Origin of the sequence: Fodinicurvata fenggangensis DSM 21160 (genome assembly GCF_000686045.1) — a bacterium.
Lineage (GTDB): Bacteria > Pseudomonadota > Alphaproteobacteria > Kiloniellales > DSM-21159 > Fodinicurvata > Fodinicurvata fenggangensis.
This window is the reverse complement of the sequence record NZ_JMLV01000001.1, coordinates 516,635-536,783: the sequence shown is the minus strand read 5'-3', so window position 1 is coordinate 536,783 and position 20,149 is coordinate 516,635. Positions and strand designations below refer to the sequence as shown.

Genomic DNA, 20,149 nt, shown 5'->3' with positions numbered 1-20,149 from the left:
GCAGCCGGTTTTTGAATGAAGGAGTTCATGATTTATGCCGAAAGTTGTCTTCATCGAGCGCGACGGCAATCAAAAGGAAGTTGAAGCGCCCGTGGGACTTTCACTTCTTGAAATTGCGCATCGCAACGATGTTGATATCGAGGGAGCCTGTGAAGGTTCACTGGCCTGCTCCACCTGTCACGTCATTATCGACGACAAGTGGTTCAAACGATTGTCGGAACCTAGCGAGGACGAAGAGGACATGCTGGATCTGGCTTTCGATCTTCAGCGCACGTCCCGTCTTGGCTGCCAGATTGTCATGACGGAAGAGTTGGATGGCTTGACTGTCCGCCTGCCCGGTGACACGCGCAACATGCTGCTCGAGTAGTCTGGATGCTGTTCGAAACCCTCAAGCAAAGCTGTCACCGTGAATGGGACGTCTTTGTCAAACATCCCTTCGTCGAGCAGTTGGCGCAAGGATCATTGCCTGAGTCTGCCTTCCGTCATTTTCTGATGCAGGACTACATATTCCTGCTGCACTACAGCCGGGCCCATGCTCTTGCCGTGGTGAAATCTGAAAAGGTGGATGATCTACGAGAATCTGCCTTCATGGTCGACCTTCTTCTCAACCACGAAATTGGCTTGCATGTGGATTTCTGTGCCCGTTGGGGAATTTCCGAGCAGGACCTTCAGGCAACCGAGGAAGACCCGGCCAACAGGCTCTATACGCGCTATGTGCTGGACAAGGGACATCAGGGCGATTTGCTGGACTTGTTGGTGGCCCTGGCGCCCTGTGCGCTGGGTTATGCAGAGATTGGGAAGCGTCTGCTTATGGACGATAAAACGCGCCTTGAAGGGAATCCCTACCGCGAATGGATCGAGCTTTATGGTGGAGACGAGTTTCAGGAGGGAGCGCAAAAGGCTGCTGGACAACTCGATCGTGTTGCGAGGCGTCGTGGATTGTCCCAGGAAGATATAGCGCATTCCGCGCGTTGGCCGTCACTCAGCGACAACTTCCGAACGGCCGTCAAGTTGGAAACCGGTTTCTGGGAAATGGGGTTGAATCCCCCGCATTCCTGATTGCTTCAGTCGGCGAGTTGCCAACTGCCATCAGGGTTGCGGCAGGCTGTCGCCCAAGTCTCTCTCTCCTGTCCGGCCAGGATCGCCGTTGCCTTGTAACGACGGCAGGGACGGTCGTTCTTTTGCAGGCTCTCCGTTGGGGTGACGGTGTAATCCACGGGCTGTGCTCCCTGCCATGAAATTGGCTTGTTGTCGGGTGCTTGCTCCAGGGCCTGGGCCGTACAGTTCTGGTCCAGACTGTCCATCCACTGGCCGATGACGCCCCCCACCAGGATGCCGCTGGCCGTTCCACCCAGTACGGCAAGCGTGCGATTATTTTTGCGATCTGGCCGTGAGGCGAGTGCCGCGCCGGCAGCGCCACCCAGTGCGCTGCCCAGGATAGTACGATGGCACAACCCGGGATCCAGCGAGAGATAGGGTGAGTAGGCCTTTACTGGTCGGTCGCTGGATCCATGGGCCGGATCCCAGACTGGCGGGGATGCTGCAATCGTCGTATTGCTCGACACAACAAGGAGGATCGCCAGCAGACCGGATTGGGGTTTTATTTTCACGCTACTTTACCTTGTCACTAGGGCCAGAAGACACTTCTAGCTGACAGGGCAAATGATGTCCGGCGGCAATTTAGGGGCAGAGTGGTGACGCGTTCAGACGTCGAGCGATTCGGAATCCAGGAAGCGGGCGTGCTCCTGGATGAAGGCGAAACGCAACTCAGCCTTCTTGCCCATAAGATGTTCCACGCGTTCTTCAGCTTCACGGACATCATTCTCCGGGCCTTCGTACTCATCGCGAGGGTGGACCACGACTCGCAACAGGCTGCGTTTGCCCGGTGCCATGGTGGTTTCACGCAGCTGTGCGGGGGGCATTTCGCCCAGCCCCTTGAAGCGGCTGACTTCGACCTTGCCCTTGTTCTTGAAAACCTCTCGCGTCAAGCGCTCGCGGTCTTCATCATCATGGGCATAGATGCTCTTGTCTCCCTGGGTCAGGCGATAGAGCGGAGGTTGCGCGATGTAGAGGCATCCGGCATCGATCAAGCCACGCATTTCACGAAAGAAGAAGGTGATCAGCAGTGACGCGATGTGAGCGCCGTCCACATCAGCATCCGTCATGATGATCACCCGCTCGTATCGCAGCTTCTCCTGATCGAACTGTCCACGTGTGCCACACCCCAGTGCTTGTATGATATCCGAGATTTCCTGATTGCCGCGCAGCTTTTCCGCGGTGGCACTTGCAACATTGAGGATCTTGCCGCGCAGGGGCAGGACCGCCTGGGTGTCACGGTTGCGGGCTTGCTTTGCGGAGCCGCCCGCCGAATCGCCTTCAACCAGGAAGATTTCCGTGCCTTCGGCCTTGGTACGGGCACAGTCGGACAGCTTGCCAGGAAGGCGGCTTCGGCGGTTTGTTGCTGTCTTGCGCGACTGTTCGCGCTCCTGTCTTCGCCGCTGGCGTTCCTCGGCTCGTTCGATCAGGTGTTCCAGAAGCTTTCCGGCCCGCTCAGGGTTGCCGGACAGCCAGTGATCGAAGTGATCCTTGACCGTCGCCTCCACCAGCTTCGCGGCTTCGGGGGAAGACAGGCGTTCCTTGGTCTGTCCCTGGAACTGAGGATTCTTGATAAAGACCGATAGCAGCAGGCTGGCGCCTCCCAGCAGATCTTCGGCGGTTATGTTCGAGGCTTTCTTGTTCCCGACCAGGTCGCCGTAGGCTTTAATGGCCTTGGTCAAGGCCGTGCGGAAGCCCTGTTCATGGCTGCCGCCATCCGGTGTCGGGACGGTGTTGCAATAGGAAGAGACAAAGCCTTCGTCGAAGCCGACGGGCCAGGTAATTGCCCATTCCACCTTGCCGGCGGAATTCGAGAAGGTGCTTTCACCGCTGAACGGCTGGTCCACGATGGTCTGGCGCTCGTCCAGGATCGAGGCGAGGAAGTCGCGCAGGCCACCGGGAAAGTGGAGGCTCTCCTGCGGAGGTGTCTTGTCATGCTCACCCAGGAGAGCAGGGTCACACGACCAGCGAATTTCAACGCCTCTATGCAGGTAGGCCTTTGAGCGTGCCAGGCGGTACAGCCGGGCTGGGGAGAAATGTAGATCCTGCCCGAAGATCTTGCTGTCCGGCACGAAGGTAATGCTCGTCCCGCGTCTGTTCTGAACGCTGCCCAAGGAGTCCAGTTTGCCCAGTGGCTTGCCTTCTGCGTAGCTTTGTCGCCAAAGCTGGCGATCACGAGCCACCTCGACGGTCAGAGAGGCGGCCAATGCGTTGACGACAGACAGACCTACGCCATGAAGTCCTCCCGAGGTCTGGTAGGCCTTGTCCGTGAATTTTGCCCCTGAATGCAAAGTGGTCATGATGACCTCAAGCGCCGAGAGTTCCGTGAACTTCGGATGTGCATCCACGGGAATGCCCCGGCCATTATCCCGGATCGTCACTCTGTCTTCTGCGCTGAGTTCGATCTCGATGCGTGAGGCGTGGCCGGCAACGGCCTCGTCCATTGCATTGTCGAGCAGTTCAGCCACCAGGTGATGCAGGGCGCGGTCATCCGTACCACCGATATACATCCCGGGGCGGCGACGTACCGGCTCCAACCCCTCAAGGACCTCAATGTCCTTGGCCGAGTAGGAATTGTCGTTGCTGTCGGTTGTCTGGAAAAGATCTACCATGGTCGCATTATAAGTGGGGTTGGCCTGTGTTCAAGAATATGCGGTAGTGAGGTGCGTCATAAGCCACGATATGTTGAGAGGTTTGCATGGAACAGCCGCCAAAATCCGACCCTGCACTGCGTACACTTGCCATGCCGGGGGATGCCAATGTGAATGGAGACATATTCGGCGGTTGGGTCCTCTCGCAAATGGATCTGGCAGGGTCCGTGCCAGCCTCTGTGCGTGCCGACTGCCGAATCGCAACCGTGGCTGTGGATGCCATGCGGTTTCATCGCCCGATTCACGTTGGTGATCTCGTGACATGTTATGCGGAGATCATCAAGGTCGGACGCACTTCCTTGACAGTTTACATAGAAACTTGGGCCAAGCGGCAGCGCACCGATGAGGACGTGCGCGTTACGGAAGGCAATTTCGTTTATGTTGCAATCGACGAGAACGGTAATTCCCGGCCAATACCAGACAGGCGCTGAAATCACGACCCCCGAGCCTGCATTAGCGGAAAATTAAGCTTAGCCGCGCATAGTCCCTGAAACCGGGATGCTTTTCCGATTGGTATCCCGAAAGACAGCCTGGATTACGGGAGATTAGGTATGCTGTCGGCTGGTGGCCTCGTCATGGTCGTGTTTATGGTATTTGGTGGCTATCTTCTGGCGGGGGGCAATATGGAGATTGTCCTCAAGGCCCTGCCGCTCGAGTTGATGATTATTGGCGGTGCCGCCGTCGGCGCATTGCTGATTGCCAATGCCGGCAGCATCGTCAAGCAGACGCTTGGCGGAGTATCGCGGGTGTTCAAGGGGCCGCGCTGGAAGCAGGATGACTATCGTGATCTGCTTTGCCTGCTCTATGCCTTGACCAAGGTCATGAAGACCAAGGGCGTTGTCGGTCTGGAGCCACACATCGAGAATCCGGAAGAGAGCAAGATCTTCCAGCAATTCCCCAAAATCGTCGGGGATCATCATGTTGTGGCCCTGATCTGCGACACCTTGCGCATGGTCACCATGAACCTGGACGATCCGCACCAGGTCGAGGATTTCATGGAGCGCCAGCTGGACAAGCATCATCAGGAGGCACTCAAGCCGGCCGAAGCGCTTCAGACCATGGCGGATGGTTTGCCGGCACTGGGTATCGTGGCGGCCGTGCTGGGGGTGATCAAGACGATGGCCTCCATCGACAAGCCCGTGGACGTGTTGGGCGGAATGATCGGTTCGGCACTGGTGGGAACCTTCCTCGGTGTTTTCTTGGCCTACGGTTTCGTTGGTCCGATGGCCTCGCGCCTGAAGCAGATCATTGACGAGGAAGCCCAGTTCTATGCCGTGATAAGGGATACGATTACGGCTCACCTGCATGGCCATGCCGCGCAGGTTTCCGTGGAAATCGGTCGCGGAAACGTGCCAAGCCGCATCCAGCCTTCCTTCTATGACCTGGAAGAAGCCATCAATGCCATTCCCAACGAGGCGGCGGCATGAGGATATAAGAAAGGCTTGGCTGTTTCGTCCCGGGATTTGATTGGGCGGGTTTGAATTGAATCGGCCGTTGATACATGAAAGTCTTAGATACTGTACGGGGGGCTCGCTGAGTATTGAAGATGGCCGCAAAGGTAAGTCGAAGAGGGTTCCTCAAAGGAAGCGCAGTCGCCGGAGTCTCGATCACGGTTTCCAGCCTGCCTCTGTCGGCCGCTGCTCGGCTTCTCGAAACGCCGCCACGGCCAGGCGCGGACTGGTTGGATTCCACCGGGCAACCACGTTACCGTCTCGATGCCCTTGCGAAGGTGACGGGCGCGAAGACCTTCTCGCGCGACTATCGCGCCCAGAATCTTGTAGACTGGCCAGCGGAGCAGTCTCACGCCTTCATGATCCATGCAACAAAGGCGGATCGCCGCTTCGAGGGGGTGGACCTCTCCGTCCTTGACGAGGATCTACAGCCGGACCGTCTGGTGCTGCACGAGGATCTGGTCGCTGACGGCATCGCCGTTCCGAATCCCGATTTCTTCGGCGATGTTTTCCTGGTGCCGAAGGGGGAGACGCCACGCCTGCTCGGCCAGCCGGTTGCTCTTTTGATCTACCATGATTTTGCACTCTACGACGAAGCGAAGCGCCGCTTGCATTTTGAAGAAGGTGCGGTCGTTTACGGCGAGAAGACGGCCTATAACCCGCCTCCGAACTATGGGGCCTCGCGCTATGTGCGGATTGCGGGTGAGAGGCCCGAGGAGGAGGACCGTTATTCACCACTCAAGGATGCCGTCATTTATGGCTCCTTCCAGGGGGACGAAGTGGAATGGCCGGCAGCCGGGGACAAGGATGCGGTTGCCCGCGGCATGGCGGCTGCGGCCGAGATCGAAAACGAGATGGAGAAGGCGGGCGAGGGCACCTTACTTCTTGAGCGCAACTATTTCTCGCAGTCGATCGATGCCTCGGCCATGGAAGCCGATAATGGCAATGTCTGGTATGACGAGAAGAATGGCGTACTGCATCTGATGATGGCAACGCAGTCGCCCTACCATGTCGCTGAGGTGTCGGCCAAGCTGGTCGCGGAGTCCCGCTTCGCCTTGAACTCCATTGACTTGAAGACAGGTTACACTGTCGGATACGGCACCAAGGACCACAACATCTTTCCGTTTTTCTGCGTCGTTGCCGGTCTTTACGGCGAAGGGCGGCCGGTGCGGCTCGCCAATGACAGGTTCGAACAGTTCCAGACGGGGTTGAAGCGCCATCCTTTCTGGATGGAGAACCGAATGCTTGTCGATCGCAAGACTGGCAAGATCCGGGCCATGACAGGCCATTCGAGAACCGACGGCGGCGGCCGTGCCAACTTCTCTTTTTCGGTTTCCTTCGTCGGCGCGACGGCGGCGCAGTCCATCTATTACCTGCCCAAGAGCGACTTTTCCGCCAAGGCGTTTGCGTCGCGTGCGGTGGAGGCCGGATCGACACGCGGCTATGGCACTCTGCAGACCATGTCTGCCACCGAGATGATGATCGACGAGGTGGCGGAACTTCTCGACATGGATGCGATTGAACTGAGGCGCGTCAATGTCTTCAAATCGGGCATGAAGAACACGCAAGGGGCGATTCCTGGCGGGGCAATGCGCAACGAAGAAATTCTCGACCGCGCGGCCGCGCATCCCCTTTGGGTGAACCGCCACGATAGAAAACGCACCTTTGAGGCAGAACATCCCGGCCGCCGCTATGGCGTTGGTTACGCCCACACCCACAAGGATTATGGCACCGGTGCCGAAGCGGCAGTGGTGTCCTTGGAATTCGATCCGGAGGGCCGGTTGTACATGCGCCATGTTGCCCATGAGATGGGGCCGGGCGTCACCACCTCTCAGGCTGTCATGGCGGGCGAGATTCTTGGCCGTGTTCCTGACGAGACGGAGTTTGCCGTGACCGAATGGCCGCAGATGCCGCTTGAGACCACGGACGAGCCCTACACGATGAGCCAGGAGGAGGAGGACAGGCGCAAACGAAACCCGCGCTGGACGCCGCGCTTTACCTCACCCATGAGCGCGACCAACAGTGTCTACTACATGGGGCATGCCGTGCGCGAAGCGGCCCGCGCCCTGCGTGACTTCGCGTTTTGGCCGGCGGCCCGCTCCCTCTGGTCGCGCGGCATTGGCGGCGGAGTTCTTGCGCCTTTCGCGGTCCATCCGGAAGAACTTCGCCTTGCCGGTGGCATGGTCAATGCGGGAGGCATGCCCTCGCTCACCTTCGAGCAGGTAGCCGCTGAGGCGCACCGAATGGGTCTCGTTACTGGCGTAACGGTGCATACCTTCAACCGCTGGCAATGGGCTGAGGCCGAGTTCGACATTCCCGGCCATGGTCCCATGCGCCGTCCTATCGACGCGCTGGCGGTCAAGTACGGCCGCCAGGCATCCGAAGACTTGAAGCAGCAAATGACGGCGGGGGGCTGGCACTTCGTCGAGCGGGCCAACGTTTCCTATCCGCCAATCCAGCGCAACAATGCCGGAGTCACCTATTATGCGCCGGTTGCCACATTGGCGGAGGTGTCGGTGGACACCGCCAGTGGCGAGGTGACGCTGCTCAACCATCATTCGATCATGGAATGCGGGCGCCAGATAGTGCCGGCCCTCGTTTCCGGCCAGCTTCAGGGCGGGCTTGCCATGGGCATCGGCCACGCCCTCATGGAATATCTGCCACTCTATGAGGATGGGCCGGGCAATGGCACCTGGAACTGGAATCGCTACCAGTTGCCGCGTGCCAAGGATGTTGCCGCCTGGAGCCAAACCGCGGAGGTGCTTGAGCCTTTGTCGGACAGCGATCCCCCCAAGGGCATTGCCGAGGTCGTGATGATCGCAATTGTCCCGGCGATCGCCAACGCCATTGCGCATGCCACCGGGAAACGCTTTTACGAGCTGCCCATAACACCCGAGAAAATACGGGAAGCGCTGTCATGACCCGCGCCACGAAGCCTATGTCGCTAACCGTGAACGACCGTCAGGTCGGGCCGGTCGCCGTGCCCGAGGGCCTGATGATGCAGGACTTCCTGCACGAGTATCTCAACCTCACCGGTGCGCGGATGGGCTGTGGCCAGGGCATTTGTCACGCTTGCACCGTCGTCGTCGAGGAAGAGGATGGCACGCTGGCGGAAATGCGTACCTGCATCGTGGGTGCGCACTGGTTCGAAGGCCGCAGGGTCCGTACCATCGAAGGCATTGCGGAGCGCGACACCGACGGAGCCGTCACTGACCTTTCGCCTGTCCAGCAGGCCTTCATCGAACATTTCTCCTTTCAGTGCGGCTATTGCACACCCGGCTTTGTTATCGGAGCCACGGTGCTGCTTGATCGGCTGCAGCGCGAGCCGGTTTCACGGGAAGATCTCGAGGAGGTCATCACCGAAGCGCTCGACAAGCACATATGCCGCTGCACCGGCTATATCCGCTATCTCGAAGCGGTTCGCGACGTTGCGCTCAAGACGCCCGGCCTGGTGACGAGCTGACAAGGGAAGTGAAATGAAAAAGCGGTTCGTTGTCTTCTACACGGCCGGTGTCGTGCTCATCTTCATGTTTGCCGCGGCCGTGGCTGTGTTCTTCGGTGCTTTTCAGTCCAGTGTCGTTGGCAGCGAGGTCGAGGAACCGCTATTGCCGGACGAGAGAAAGGCGTTGGCCGAGCGTGGTGCATATGTCGCCACGGCGGCCGATTGCTATGCCTGCCATACAGCGCCGGGCGGTGCACCCTGGGCAGGCGGTTTGCCTATCGAGACACCCTTCGGCATCATATACGCGACCAACATTTCGCCGGATAAGGAGCATGGCATCGGCGAATGGACGCGTGCCGAGTTTCATCGCGCCATGCGGGACGGCGTCGGCAAGCATGGTGCTCCGCTCTATCCGGCCATGCCCTATGTTTCCTATCGCAAGATGACACCGGAGGACGTCGACGCTGTCTATGCCTATCTCATGTCGCGTGAGCCGATGCCAGTTGCCGACAAGACCAATGAGCTTACCTTTCCGTTCAACATGCGCCGGCTGTTGCGGTTCTGGAATCTGCTCAATCTTCCAGGCGACACTTTCCAGGCCCGCGATGACAGGTCCGAGCAATGGAATCGCGGCCACTATGTTGTGGATGCGCTCGGCCATTGCGGTGAATGCCACACGCCGCGCAACGTCATGATGGGCATGAAGGAGAGCGCCTATCTGCAAGGGGCGGTGCTCGAGGGCATGGAAGCCCCGGATGTCACCCGCGAGGGTTTGTTGCGCATGGGGTTCGATGCACCGTCGCTCGCCCATTTCATGCAGAGGGGCGTCTCGGCCCAGGGCGGGATGACCGGCGATATGTTCGAGGTTGTTCATTTCTCTACGCAGTACATGCGCCAAGAAGATCTCGATGCTATGGCTGCCTATCTTTTCGATGTTGATGATATCGCGGCGGCGGAGGAGCCGCCTCCGCAGCCGGAGCCTGTCGAGGTTTCGGCGGAAATTGCAGCCTCGGCGCGAGGAACCTACCTCAATCTCTGCTCGGGGTGCCATGGTGCCTCCGGCGAAGGAATACCACATGTCGCCGTGCCCATGACCACCAACATCACCCTGCGCCTGGAGGATCCCAGAAACTTCCTCCAGACGGTGCTGCATGGCATCCCCGAGCTTGATTTTCCGGGCGTGGAACGCATGCAGCCGATGCCGGATTTTGCCGATAAGCTCGATGATCAAGAGCTTGCCGATCTGGCCACCTGGATGCGCGCCCGCTGGGGCGGACAGGGATCGGATGTTTCCCCCTCCGATGTCGAAAATCTGCGTCGGGAAGCGCACGACTGATTGTTGATACGGCTCTGGGAAGTGGCCATCAGAAAGTCAATGTACGGCATGCAGGCATGCCTTCCTCCGGCGATGTGATCGCCTGTGACCTTTTCACCGAGCAGGAGTGCACCAACTTCTTCAGTGCCGCTGAATAAGAAATCGATTAATCGCGGCAGGCTTTAAGGGTCTGGGACAGCCCCAAATAGAAAGCGGGCCGCTACTCGAGCGGCCCGCTTTTCATTGTTGCTCCCGAAGGGAAATCAGGAGCTGTAGTACATCTTGTATTCGATCGGATGCGGGGCCTGCTCGAAGGCATAGACCTCTTCCCACTTCAGGTCGAGGTAACCGCGCAGCTGATCCTTGTCGAAAACATCGCCTGCCAGCAGGAAGTCCTGATCGGCTTCCAGGGCCTCTAGTGCCTGGCGCAGAGAGCCACAGACAGTGGGGATGTCTTCCAGTTCTTCCGCCGGCAGATCATAGAGATTCTTGTCCATGGCATCGCCTGGATGAATCTTGTTCCGGATGCCATCCAGGCCTGCCATCAACAGGGCCGTGAAGGCCAGGTAAGGGTTCGCCGTGGGATCGGGGAAACGTACCTCGACCCGCTTGGCTTTCGGGCCCGCCCCGAAGGGAATGCGGCAGGAAGCCGAACGATTGCGCGAAGAATAGGCCAAGAGGACCGGAGCCTCGAAACCTGGCACAAGACGCTTGTAGCTGTTGGTGCTGGGGTTCGTGAAGGCGTTCACGGCCCGGGCATGCTTGATGATTCCGCCAATGAAGAACAGCGCCGTTTCCGAGAGGCCCGAGTATCCATCCCCGGCAAAAAGCGGCTTGTTGTCCTTCCAGATGGAAAGATGGCAGTGCATGCCGGAACCGTTATCCCCATAGACCGGCTTGGGCATGAAGGTTGCGGTACGCCCGAAGGAGTGTGCGACGTTGTGAACAACATACTTATAGATCTGCATGTTGTCGGCGCATTTGACCAGGGTGTCGAACTTGATGCCCAATTCGTGCTGGGAAGGTGCGACCTCGTGATGGTGCTTTTCCACCTGGACGCCCATTTCCTTCATGACGCTGACCATTTCGGCGCGCAGGTCCGTGCCGGAATCAACGGGAGGAACTGGAAAGTAGCCACCCTTGATACCGGGGCGGTGGGCCAGGTTGCCTTCCTCCATCTCCGCGCCGGACATGTAGGGGCCTTCTTCGCTGCTGAAGCGGAAGAAGGAGTGATGCATGTCGACGGCATAACGCACATCGTCGAAGACGAAGAACTCGGCTTCCGGACCGATCACTGCCGTATCGCCGATGCCGCTCGAACCCATGTAGGCAAGCGCCTTCTTGGCCGTGGTGCGCGGGTCTCGGTTATAGGGCTGGCCTGTCACGGGATCCAGGATGTCACAGAACAGAATGAGTTGTGGCTGTGCTGCAAAGGGATCCATGACAGCGCTGGAGAGGTCCGGCTTCAGCGCCATATCGGATTCGTTGATTTCTTTCCAGCCCGCGATAGACGAGCCGTCGAACATGATGCCTTCCGCCAGGAGCTCCTCATCAACCGTATCCACATGATGGGCCAGGTGTTGCCACTTGCCGCGCGGGTCGGTGAAACGGAAATCGACGTAGACCACGTCGTTGTCCTTGATCATCTGGAGAACGGTATTTGCATCGGACATGATGTCTGCGTCCTTTCTTTCTAAGCGTTTCTTACTGTTTTTCTGGTTCAGGTGTGCCTTTGAGCAGGGGGGAGGCCGTCAGACAGCTTCTGCGCCGCGCTCTCCAGTGCGGATACGAATCACTTCATCGATGGAGCTGACAAAGATCTTGCCGTCGCCAATACGGCCCGTTCGTGCCGTTTCCATTATGGCATCGACGGCTCGCTCGACCAGATTGTCATCTACCACGACCTCTATCTTCACTTTCGGCAGGAAATCGACAACATATTCGGCCCCGCGATAGAGTTCCGTATGTCCCTTCTGGCGGCCAAACCCTTTGGCTTCGGTAACCGTGATCCCCTTTATGCCAACTTCATGAAGGGCTTCTTTTACCTCATCGAGTTTGAAGGGCTTAATGATGGCTTCGACTTTCTTCATGGCTCTCTTCACTGTCCATTCGATTGGTTAAGGGTAACGCACGGCCACCGCTGCCAGGTACTAAGCAGGACGCATGCCAAACTTCGGAAGGCGCAGGAATTCAGCTTTCCATGGCGCGTGTTGCCTCATGGGAGTGAAACCATATGCCTGCAAACAAGGCAGGGTGCCCAAATTTTGATCAGCACGCAAAGCTCTTTTCTCTGACTGGCCGTGCCATCACGCGGATGCGGAACGGGAGGTACGAGGCTCTGCAAGATAGTTTTCGATACGTTCCAGGGCGCGTTCGATATTCTCAAGGCTGTTGGCATAAGACAGCCTCAGGAAACCCTCTCCATTTGCGCCAAAGGACGTGCCGGCAATTGCGGCAACACCTGCTTGTTCAAGCAGCCCTTCCTCAAGCTGCTTCGCCGTGTATCCGGTAGCGGATATATTGGGAAAGGCGTAGAACGCCCCCCCCGGCTCGACGCAACTGATGCCTTCAATTCGATTGAGGCCGCTGACTATGGCCTTACGCCTTTGATCGAAGGCCTGGCGCATCCTTTCCACCTCGTCCTGAGGCCCTGTCAAGGCGGCCAGTCCCGCATGCTGGGCTGCCGCATTCACGCAGGAATAGGAGTTTACGGCCAGGCGGGTCATCTTGGCGACAAGCGACTCTGGCCAATAGGAATACCCCAGTCGCCATCCCGTCATCGCATAGGTCTTGCTCCAGCCGTCGAGCAGGATGATGCGTTCCGAAAGCGAAGGATAGGCCAGAAGACTGGCGTGTTTGTGATCACCGTAGAGGATGCGGCTGTAGATTTCGTCACAGAGAACAGCCACCTGCGGATGCTGTTCGAGGCCTTCCGCCAGGCGTTCGATTTCCTCTGGAGCAACGACACCGCCTGTGGGATTGGCCGGACTATTCAGCACAATCAGGCGTGTTTGCTCCGTGATCAGGGACAGGATGTCTTCAGCCTTGAAGCCAAAACCATCCTCTTCCTTCAGCATCAGGGGAACCGGCTTGGCCCCAGTATAGTTTATGAGCGATTCGTAAATGGGGAAACTGGGATTGGGATAGATGATCTCGGCCCCCGGTTCCCCGAATGCGGTGATGGCAAAAAACATGGTCACCTTGCCGCCAGGCACGATCAGGACACGATCGGGGTCCAGTGGTCGACCGGCTCGGGACTCCAGCTCGGCGGCCACGGCTTCGCGCAATTCCGGTATGCCGTTGGCTGGCGTATAGCCGTGATGGCCGTCCCGCAAAGCCTTGATGCCGGCCTCGACAATATGCGGCGGGGTGGGGAAGTCGGGCTGCCCAATCCCGAGGTTGATCATGGAATGCCCCTGGGCAGCAAGTGCGTTGGCGCGTGCAAGCACTTCAAAGGCGGTTTCGGTTCCAAGGCGATTCAGTGAATCAACAGTTTGCACCTTTAAGTCTCCCTGATTCTGGTCTTGGTGCATTCTAGGCAGAGGCGAGCCATCAGTTAAAGTCGTTGTGCTTGACGCCGCCGAGAGCAGAGGAGTAAACACACTCATCCTTTCGCCGTAGCGCGAAGCGGTCGGCGGTGGCTGTAGCTCAGTTGGTTAGAGCGCCAGGTTGTGGTCCTGGAGGCCGTGGGTTCAAATCCCATCAGCCACCCCAACCCCCCAAAAATCTTCTCCTAACATTCCGAATATGCTGCAATTGGGTTTCCCGGTAAGAGTGATTCAGTTTGCTGTGCTGCAGGTCCGCGCGCGTCACATGTTTTCCTGAACAGCTTTCGGTTCTCCACTCCCTTGATGCACGGAAAATGAATCTGCCAAACCTCTCATCTTGCTGACACTAGCAGGTGCCGATAAGGTCACGGGCAGGATTCAAGAATGGGGAGTTTCGGGGGTGTCCACTCAGATTCACGGCCTGCTTCGTACAGCTGCGGCGGCCCTCCTATTGCTCTGGGCCTCAGGCAGCTATGCACAGGAGGCCGAAGAAACCTACGAGACTGGCGTCGAGGCCTATGAGGCGGACGAGTTCGCCAGGGCGGAAGAGATCTGGCTTCCCTTGGCGGAAGCAGGGGATGTGCAGGCCCAATATGCACTGGCAAAGCTTTACGAGAATGGTGGCGAAGGGGTCATGCGCAGTCTGACAAAGGCTGCCGACTGGTACCTCTTGGCTTCGGAAGCCGGCCTGGCGGATGCCCAGAACAACCTGGCCTTGCTCTACATCCAGGGTCACGGCGTGCCCCGAAGCGAGGAACGGGCGTTCCAGCTTTGGCTGGACGCCGCGGAGAACGGACACCAGCAGGCTCAGTATAATGTTGCCCTGGCATACTATGAAGGGATGGGCACGGAGCAGGACCATACCAAGGCGGCGGAATGGTTCGAGAGGTCGGCATCGAGCGGCCTGGCTGAATCCCAGTTCGCACTTGCCGAAATGTATCGGCTTGGTGTCGGTGTCGATGAAAACCGGGCGCATGCGCTTTACTGGTATGAATTGGCGGAAACGCAAGGTCATGAGCGCGCCAGTGGCGAGGTGCAGGAACTCAGGGAGAGTGGGGTCAGCAGCCGGAAGCCGGAGACGACGCTGGAATCGGATCCAGAGGACTTGGAGGAAAGTGAGCTTGGGCAGACGGAAGAAAACGCACCTGAGCCGGACCCCGAAGCGAAAACCGAGGATGTAGCAGAGGAGGCTGAAGCGCCTCCGGATGAGCAGGACATTGCTGTCGAAAGCGAGCAAGCGGAACCAGTGGATAGCAATGACAACGGTGAAAGCGGCGAAATGGAAGTCGTTGGGGGTGAGGAGGTTCCCGGTCCTGACGCTGAAACCACGGCACGAAATCTCTTTCCCGCAAACAAGCTTCCCGAAGAAGACAGTGAAGATGAAGACGTAAAAAAAAACGGTAGTTCCCCAGTGACGGATGGAGAGAACGTCGCCAGCGCTGTGGAGCTCTACCCGGAAAGAATGAGCCGCCTTGAACAGGACGATGTGGGTGAGGGCGCGGAAGCACGAGAGACCCGGACCAAGGAGCCAGCACCGGACACTCCCGAAGGGCGGGACTCGGCTGGCGCAATCTCGACAGACAGCTTGGAGGAAGCGGGCACAGATCCTCTCTTCGATGAGGGGACAACAGGGCCTTCAGATGCACCGTCCAAAGAAGCAAACGACACCGCGCAGGATGCCGGGCAGGAGAGTGCTGAGCCTTCTGAGGGTGTGAACAATGGCACCGAGCAAAGTCAGGTTGACCAACCGGATAACAATGAAACGTTTGATTACGCACTCTGGCTCGGCTCCATGGCTACACCGGAAGGCGCTCGTCGTCTTTGGGGAGAAGCCGTTGGCAAGTATCAGGAATTACTTTCAGAACTGACCTATGAAACCCGTGAGGTTCAAACAGACTCCGGAATCTTCCTGAGAGTCCTCGCCGTGGGCTATGAAACGCAGGCCAAGGCGCGCGAGGTTTGCGCAACGATCGAATCCCGCGACAGTGAGGCTTTCTGTCGGGTGGTCGAAGTTCAGTGATTCGAGATCCGGCTGTAAGGCAATGAAACAGGTGTCCAGCGTGCTGCCCCAGAGCGCAAAGCGAAGGTGTGTCCTGTCGGTCGCCGAGCTTTATCGTGCGGATCAGGCGGCGGAGGAGTTCGGTGTCTCCACTCGTGCGCTGATGGAGAACGCCGGGGCCGCCGTCAGTCGGGCGATATTCGAACGCTGGGCTCCACGCCCGATCCTTGTTCTCTGTGGTCCTGGAAACAACGGAGGCGATGGCTATGTCATCGCACGCCACCTTGCGGATGCGGGCTGGCCGGTCGAGATCGCGGCCCTGGGACAGATCGGAAAGTTGCCCCCGGATGCAGCATGGCATGCCAGCCAATGGCAGGGTGAGATACGTCCCCTCAAGGATGCCGGGCTGGAAGAGGCCGCTCTGGTGGTCGATGCCTTGTTTGGGGCCGGGCTGTCGCGTCCACTGGAAGGGGAGGTCGCAGACCTGGTACAGCGCATCAATCGTTCGACCCTGCCCGTGGTCTCGGTTGATGTGCCCAGCGGCATCGGGGGAGACAGCAGCCAACCCGTTGGGTCGATCGCGCTTCAAGCAGACCTGACCGTCACTTTCTTCCGCAAGAAGCCTGCACACCTGCTTTATCCGGGGCGAGGGCATTGCGGCGAAGTTCGCCTTGCCGATATCGGCATACCGGAAAGAGTGCTTGATCGCTTTTCACTAACCCTCTGGGAGAATGGACCGGAACTGTGGCTTGAGGACTGGCCATGGCGTCGCTTGGAAGGCCACAAATACCATGCGGGGCACAGCTTGCTACTTGGTGGCGAGACCATGACGGGGGCCGCACGACTGGCGGCGCGGGCTGCATTGCGAGTCGGCAGTGGGCTGGTCAGTCTTGCGGCATCGTCAGAGGCCGCCATGGTGTATCGCTGTGACAGTCCCAGCTTGATTGTACAGAGTTGCGATGCTGTCGCGGACCTGAGCCTGCTTCTCGAGAATGGGCGCTATTCTGCTGCGGGTGCCGGACCAGGCCTGGGCTTGAGAACAGAAACCAGGGACAAGGTCTTGGCGCTACATAGGGCCGGAATTCCGCTTGTGCTGGACGCCGATGCCCTCAGCATGTTTTCGGATCGGCCCGAAGCCCTTTTCGAGATCACGCGCGTGCAGCCAACAATCCTGACGCCGCACGATGGCGAATATCGCCGATTGTTCGGTGATTGTGAGGGGAACAGATTGGTTCGAGCCGGTACGGCCGCCAGAGAGTCCGGGGCTGTCATTGTTCTGAAGGGGCCGGATACCGTGATTGCAGCGCCGGATGGACGGGCTGTCATCAACAGTAACGCCCCTGCTGAATTGGCGACAGCGGGCAGCGGAGATGTTCTGACAGGACTTGCAGTGGGTTTGTTGGCCCAGGGAATGAATGCCTTTCAGGCTGCTGCGGCGGTGGTCTGGTTACAAGGTGAAGTCGCAATCAACTTCGGACCGGGGTTGATATCCGAAGATATCCCCGAGGGCATTCCGAGGCTCCTGCGCCGTTTACGACTGCACGGACGGGATTAACGATTTTTCAAGGAATTCGGGCACATCTTTGATAGCGAGGAAAGACTCTTCGTTTCAACCCCTTGGGTACAAGGCAGGAGGGCCGAACAATGAGCCTGATGGGTTTCAAAAGTTCACGCCGCTTGAAGGCCAGCGAGATCGAAGCCGGACGTGTCTATCGTTCGCATCCGGCCAATGGTGTAGTGGAGACTGCCCGTGTTCTCTCCGTAATGCCTGACCGGCTGGGTATCCAGCATGTGCACTTCCGAGTAAAAGTTCAGCAGAAAGCCTATGATTGGTTCGAGGATTCGCGAACGCTGAACATGACCTCGTTCATGGAGCGCTTCCCTTTGCGCCACGAGATGGGAACGGCCTGAAAGACCTGAGAAGCTCTTCGGGCGTGATTTCTTTTGCACAGGGCTGCGTGCTGTGGTCCCGTAGATTCTGGGTAGTACATAATCCAGGGTATGGGCCATGTCTGCAGATACGGCAAAGCGCAGAGCGCTTTCCAGTCAATCCAACTCAATAGCATCCGGCCAGGACCAGGACCGAATGGCCAGTCTCGAGGCCCTGAGCCAGAAGGTGCTCTGGCTGTCCAGCTGGATGATTCACAACGCCAATCATCTCCGCCCCAGCCGCGATGGCCTTAAGGTAGGCGGACACCAGGCTTCCTGCGCGTCCCTGGTCAACCTGATGACGGCGCTCTACTTCGAGGTGCTTGGGCCGGATGACCGTGTTGCCGTCAAGCCCCATGCCAGTCCTGTTTTCCATGCCATTCAGTACCTGCTGGGCAACCAGGATACGGAAAGCCTGAAGAAGTTTCGCGGTTTTGGCGGGACGCAGTCCTATCCCTCGCGCACCAAGGACAGCGATGACGTGGATTTTTCCACCGGATCCGTTGGGCTTGGCGTTGCCATGACCTCCTTCGCCAGCCTGGTCCAGGACTACCTGGACATGAAGCAGATGCTTCCTGAAAAGGTCGAGCGTGGCCGGATGGTTGCCTTGGTGGGCGATGCGGAGCTGGACGAAGGCAATGTGTACGAAGCCTTGCTGGAAGGCTGGAAACACGACATCCGCGATGTCTGGTGGATCATCGACTACAACCGTCAAAGCCTTGATTCCGTGGTGACGGATCGGCTCTTCGGTCAGATTGACCAGCTGTTCAAGACCATGGGCTGGCGGGTTGTGACCCTGAAATACGGAAAGAAGCTCGAGGCGGCCTTCCAAAAACCCGGGGGAGACGCTCTGCGCCGCTGGATCGACGATTGCCCGAATTCGCTCTATTCAGCACTTGTGTTCAAGGGAGCGGATGGCTGGCGCCAGCACCTTCTGGCGGACCTGGGCGACGAGCCGGGAATTCGCGAGCTTCTCGAGTCCCTGGATGACGACGCCCTATGCGATCTGATGACGAATCTGGCGGGACATGACCTGGAGACGGTGTTGGAAGCTTTCTCCGAGATAAAGGATGACCTTCCCACCTGCTTTATCGCCTATACCATCAAGGGCTATGGACTGCCCTTCGCCGGTCACAAGGACAATCATGCCGGCCTGATGAATAGTGAACAGATGGCCGTTTTCCAGCAAAGGCAGGAGGTGCCGGAAGGCCAGGAATGGGACCCCTTTGCCGGCCTGTACATGCCTGAAGAGAGGCTGCGCGCCTTCCTGGAGGCTGTTCCTTTCAATCAGCGCGGCACCCGGCGCTATTCCGCCCCTTATGTGGAGGTTCCCGATGATGCAATTGCGGTTTCCGGTGAAAAGCTTTCCACCCAGGAGGGCTTTGGAAAAATCCTGGCCGATCTCGCCAAAAGCGAGAGCGAACTGGCCGATCGGGTCGTTACCACGTCGCCGGATGTGACCGTATCAACCAACCTGGGTGGCTGGGTCAATCGTCGCGGAATCTTCGACCGGCACGATCGGGAGGACATCTTCCGCGAAGAGAAGGTGGTTTCAGCTCAACGCTGGGGCATGTCACCCCAGGGCCAGCACCTGGAATTGGGGATCGCCGAAAACAATCTCTTCATCCTGCTGGCAGCGCTTGGCTTGAGCCACAGCCTGTTTGGCAGTCGCCTGTTCCCGATCGGGACGCTCTATGACCCCTTTATCCAGCGCGGCCTCGATTCCCTGAATTATGCCTGTTACCAGGATGCGCGCTTCATCGTTGTCGGCACCCCTTCGGGCATCACGCTTGCTCCGGAGGGAGGCGCCCATCAATCGGTGTCCACACCGCTGATTGGCATGGCACAGGATGGTCTTGCCAGTTTCGAGCCGGCTTTTGCCGATGAGTTGGCCGTGATTTTGCGGTGGTCACTCGATTACCTGCAGCGCGACGGGCAGGGGGTCGCACCCGAGGGAGACGCGTCGAAAAGTTGGCTTCGCGACGAAACCGGTGGATCCGTTTACCTGCGCCTTTCAACGCGCAGCCTCGAGCAGCCGGTACGAACCATGGCGCCTGAACTGGAAGAGGAAATCATTCAGGGCGGCTACTGGCTGAAGAAGCCGGACCAGGGCGCGGAACTGGCAATAGTCTTCAGTGGCGCCGTCGCCCCGCAAGCACAATCGGCCTGGGAGGCTGTGCAGGAGGATGTTCCCGGTGCGGGCTTGCTTTGCGTGACCTCTGCGGATCGCCTGAATGCCGATTGGTCGGCAGCCGAGCAGGCCCGTCAGCAGGGGCATCCTGAGGCCACGGCCCATGTGGAAGACCTCCTGGCGCCGCTTGCGCGGGATGCCGCTCTGGTCACGGTGCTGGACGGTCATCCTGCAACGCTGGGCTGGATGGGGGCCGTACGCGGCCATCGTGTCCAGGCGCTCGGGGTTGAGCATTTCGGGCAATCGGGAGATTTGCAGGATCTCTATCGGTATTACGGATTGGACGAAGCTGCCCTGATCGATGCCTGTGCAGCGGCCCTGTTGTCCAGGCATCGCCAGACTTGATCGCTTTCTGCGGCTGTCCTTGTTCGCAGGAAAACACTTGTGCTATAGACCGCCGACCGCGGTGGGCGGATAGCCCGCCGGGTTTGGCCTGGCGGGCGTGGCGGAACTGGTAGACGCGCTGGTTTTAGGTACCAGTGGGGAGACCCGTGGGGGTTCAAATCCCTCCGCCCGCACCAATCTGTT

16 protein-coding genes and 2 tRNA genes are annotated in these 20,149 nt (G+C 58.6%); 13 read left to right on the top strand and 5 right to left on the bottom strand.

Annotated features, from left to right (window positions below; genetic code table 11):
- Positions 1-34: 34 nt before the first annotated feature.
- Positions 35-367 carry a ferredoxin family 2Fe-2S iron-sulfur cluster binding protein gene (locus BP38_RS0102550; RefSeq protein ID WP_026986439.1) on the top strand — a complete coding sequence of 111 codons (333 nt, stop codon included), beginning with the start codon at positions 35-37 and terminating at the stop codon, positions 365-367.
- 5 nt (positions 368-372) lie between these two features.
- On the top strand, positions 373-1,059 hold the full coding sequence (gene tenA / locus BP38_RS0102545) for a thiaminase II (RefSeq protein ID WP_026986438.1): 687 nt from the start codon (positions 373-375) through the stop codon (positions 1,057-1,059).
- A gap of 5 nt (positions 1,060-1,064) precedes the next feature.
- Here the strand turns inward: tenA and BP38_RS18635 are convergent, their stop codons facing one another.
- Positions 1,065-1,610 carry an RT0821/Lpp0805 family surface protein gene (locus BP38_RS18635; RefSeq protein WP_155992155.1) on the bottom strand — a complete coding sequence of 182 codons (546 nt, stop codon included), beginning with the start codon at positions 1,608-1,610 and terminating at the stop codon, positions 1,065-1,067.
- A gap of 93 nt (positions 1,611-1,703) precedes the next feature.
- Entirely contained in the window at positions 1,704-3,707 is a 2,004-nt protein-coding gene (gene parE, locus BP38_RS0102535; RefSeq protein ID WP_026986437.1) for a DNA topoisomerase IV subunit B, read from the bottom strand.
- Positions 3,708-3,793: 86 nt separating this feature from the next.
- On the opposite strand from parE, the gene BP38_RS0102530 reads away from it, so the two are divergent.
- The 5 genes from BP38_RS0102530 (at position 3,794) to BP38_RS18630 (ending at position 9,975) form a co-directional block, all read left to right on the top strand.
- Positions 3,794-4,177: an acyl-CoA thioesterase gene (locus tag BP38_RS0102530; protein WP_026986436.1), complete on the top strand. Its 384-nt coding sequence runs from the start codon at positions 3,794-3,796 to the stop codon at positions 4,175-4,177.
- A gap of 120 nt (positions 4,178-4,297) precedes the next feature.
- Positions 4,298-5,173 carry a flagellar motor stator protein MotA gene (motA, locus tag BP38_RS0102525; RefSeq protein WP_026986435.1) on the top strand — a complete coding sequence of 292 codons (876 nt, stop codon included), beginning with the start codon at positions 4,298-4,300 and terminating at the stop codon, positions 5,171-5,173.
- Positions 5,174-5,292: 119 nt separating this feature from the next.
- A complete protein-coding gene (locus tag BP38_RS0102520; RefSeq protein ID WP_026986434.1) occupies positions 5,293-8,118 on the top strand; it encodes a xanthine dehydrogenase family protein molybdopterin-binding subunit in 2,826 nt (941 codons plus the stop codon).
- Positions 8,115-8,660, top strand: a complete 546-nt coding sequence (locus BP38_RS0102515; protein WP_026986433.1) for a (2Fe-2S)-binding protein — start codon at positions 8,115-8,117, stop codon at positions 8,658-8,660. Before BP38_RS0102520 ends, BP38_RS0102515 begins: the two co-directional genes overlap by 4 nt.
- 13 nt (positions 8,661-8,673) lie before the next feature.
- The gene (locus BP38_RS18630) at positions 8,674-9,975 is read left to right on the top strand and encodes a cytochrome c (protein WP_035723160.1); all 1,302 of its coding nucleotides are present in this window, start codon (positions 8,674-8,676) and stop codon (positions 9,973-9,975) included.
- A 242-nt stretch (positions 9,976-10,217) separates the two neighbouring features.
- Here BP38_RS18630 and glnA read toward each other — a convergent pair whose 3' ends face one another.
- From glnA to BP38_RS18625, 3 genes are all read right to left on the bottom strand, one after another.
- Complete coding sequence (gene glnA, locus BP38_RS0102500) at positions 10,218-11,627, bottom strand: type I glutamate--ammonia ligase (RefSeq protein WP_026986432.1); 1,410 nt, start codon at positions 11,625-11,627, stop codon at positions 10,218-10,220.
- Between the two features lie 78 nt (positions 11,628-11,705).
- Positions 11,706-12,044: a P-II family nitrogen regulator gene (locus BP38_RS0102495; RefSeq protein ID WP_022727151.1), complete on the bottom strand. Its 339-nt coding sequence runs from the start codon at positions 12,042-12,044 to the stop codon at positions 11,706-11,708.
- 216 nt (positions 12,045-12,260) lie between these two features.
- Entirely contained in the window at positions 12,261-13,454 is a 1,194-nt protein-coding gene (locus BP38_RS18625; protein WP_035723157.1) for a pyridoxal phosphate-dependent aminotransferase, read from the bottom strand.
- Between the two features lie 137 nt (positions 13,455-13,591).
- Here BP38_RS18625 and BP38_RS0102485 point away from each other — a divergent pair.
- From BP38_RS0102485 to BP38_RS0102460, 6 genes are all read left to right on the top strand, one after another.
- Positions 13,592-13,668, top strand: a tRNA-His gene (locus tag BP38_RS0102485).
- 234 nt (positions 13,669-13,902) lie between these two features.
- The gene (locus tag BP38_RS21610; RefSeq protein ID WP_026986431.1) at positions 13,903-15,522 is read left to right on the top strand and encodes an SPOR domain-containing protein; all 1,620 of its coding nucleotides are present in this window, start codon (positions 13,903-13,905) and stop codon (positions 15,520-15,522) included.
- Between the two features lie 22 nt (positions 15,523-15,544).
- A complete protein-coding gene (locus BP38_RS0102475) occupies positions 15,545-17,056 on the top strand; it encodes a bifunctional ADP-dependent NAD(P)H-hydrate dehydratase/NAD(P)H-hydrate epimerase (RefSeq protein ID WP_051608876.1) in 1,512 nt (503 codons plus the stop codon).
- An 89-nt stretch (positions 17,057-17,145) separates the two neighbouring features.
- Entirely contained in the window at positions 17,146-17,412 is a 267-nt protein-coding gene (locus BP38_RS0102470) for a hypothetical protein (RefSeq protein WP_026986429.1), read from the top strand.
- Between the two features lie 175 nt (positions 17,413-17,587).
- On the top strand, positions 17,588-19,966 hold the full coding sequence (locus tag BP38_RS0102465) for a thiamine pyrophosphate-binding protein (protein WP_035723155.1): 2,379 nt from the start codon (positions 17,588-17,590) through the stop codon (positions 19,964-19,966).
- 91 nt (positions 19,967-20,057) lie between these two features.
- A tRNA-Leu gene (locus BP38_RS0102460) sits at positions 20,058-20,142 on the top strand.
- Positions 20,143-20,149: the final 7 nt, after the last annotated feature.

Coding starts and splice junctions, on each gene's coding strand:
- BP38_RS0102550 (WP_026986439.1), top strand. CDS start 35: ATGCCGAAAGTTGTCTTCATCGAGCGCGACGGCAATCAAAAGGAAGTT.
- tenA (WP_026986438.1), top strand. CDS start 373: ATGCTGTTCGAAACCCTCAAGCAAAGCTGTCACCGTGAATGGGACGTC.
- parE (WP_026986437.1), bottom strand. CDS start 3,707: ATGGTAGATCTTTTCCAGACAACCGACAGCAACGACAATTCCTACTCG.
- BP38_RS0102530 (WP_026986436.1), top strand. CDS start 3,794: ATGGAACAGCCGCCAAAATCCGACCCTGCACTGCGTACACTTGCCATG.
- motA (WP_026986435.1), top strand. CDS start 4,298: ATGCTGTCGGCTGGTGGCCTCGTCATGGTCGTGTTTATGGTATTTGGT.
- BP38_RS0102520 (WP_026986434.1), top strand. CDS start 5,293: ATGGCCGCAAAGGTAAGTCGAAGAGGGTTCCTCAAAGGAAGCGCAGTC.
- BP38_RS0102515 (WP_026986433.1), top strand. CDS start 8,115: ATGACCCGCGCCACGAAGCCTATGTCGCTAACCGTGAACGACCGTCAG.
- BP38_RS18630 (WP_035723160.1), top strand. CDS start 8,674: ATGAAAAAGCGGTTCGTTGTCTTCTACACGGCCGGTGTCGTGCTCATC.
- glnA (WP_026986432.1), bottom strand. CDS start 11,627: ATGTCCGATGCAAATACCGTTCTCCAGATGATCAAGGACAACGACGTG.
- BP38_RS0102495 (WP_022727151.1), bottom strand. CDS start 12,044: ATGAAGAAAGTCGAAGCCATCATTAAGCCCTTCAAACTCGATGAGGTA.
- BP38_RS0102475 (WP_051608876.1), top strand. CDS start 15,545: ATGAAACAGGTGTCCAGCGTGCTGCCCCAGAGCGCAAAGCGAAGGTGT.
- BP38_RS0102470 (WP_026986429.1), top strand. CDS start 17,146: ATGAGCCTGATGGGTTTCAAAAGTTCACGCCGCTTGAAGGCCAGCGAG.
- BP38_RS0102465 (WP_035723155.1), top strand. CDS start 17,588: ATGGCCAGTCTCGAGGCCCTGAGCCAGAAGGTGCTCTGGCTGTCCAGC.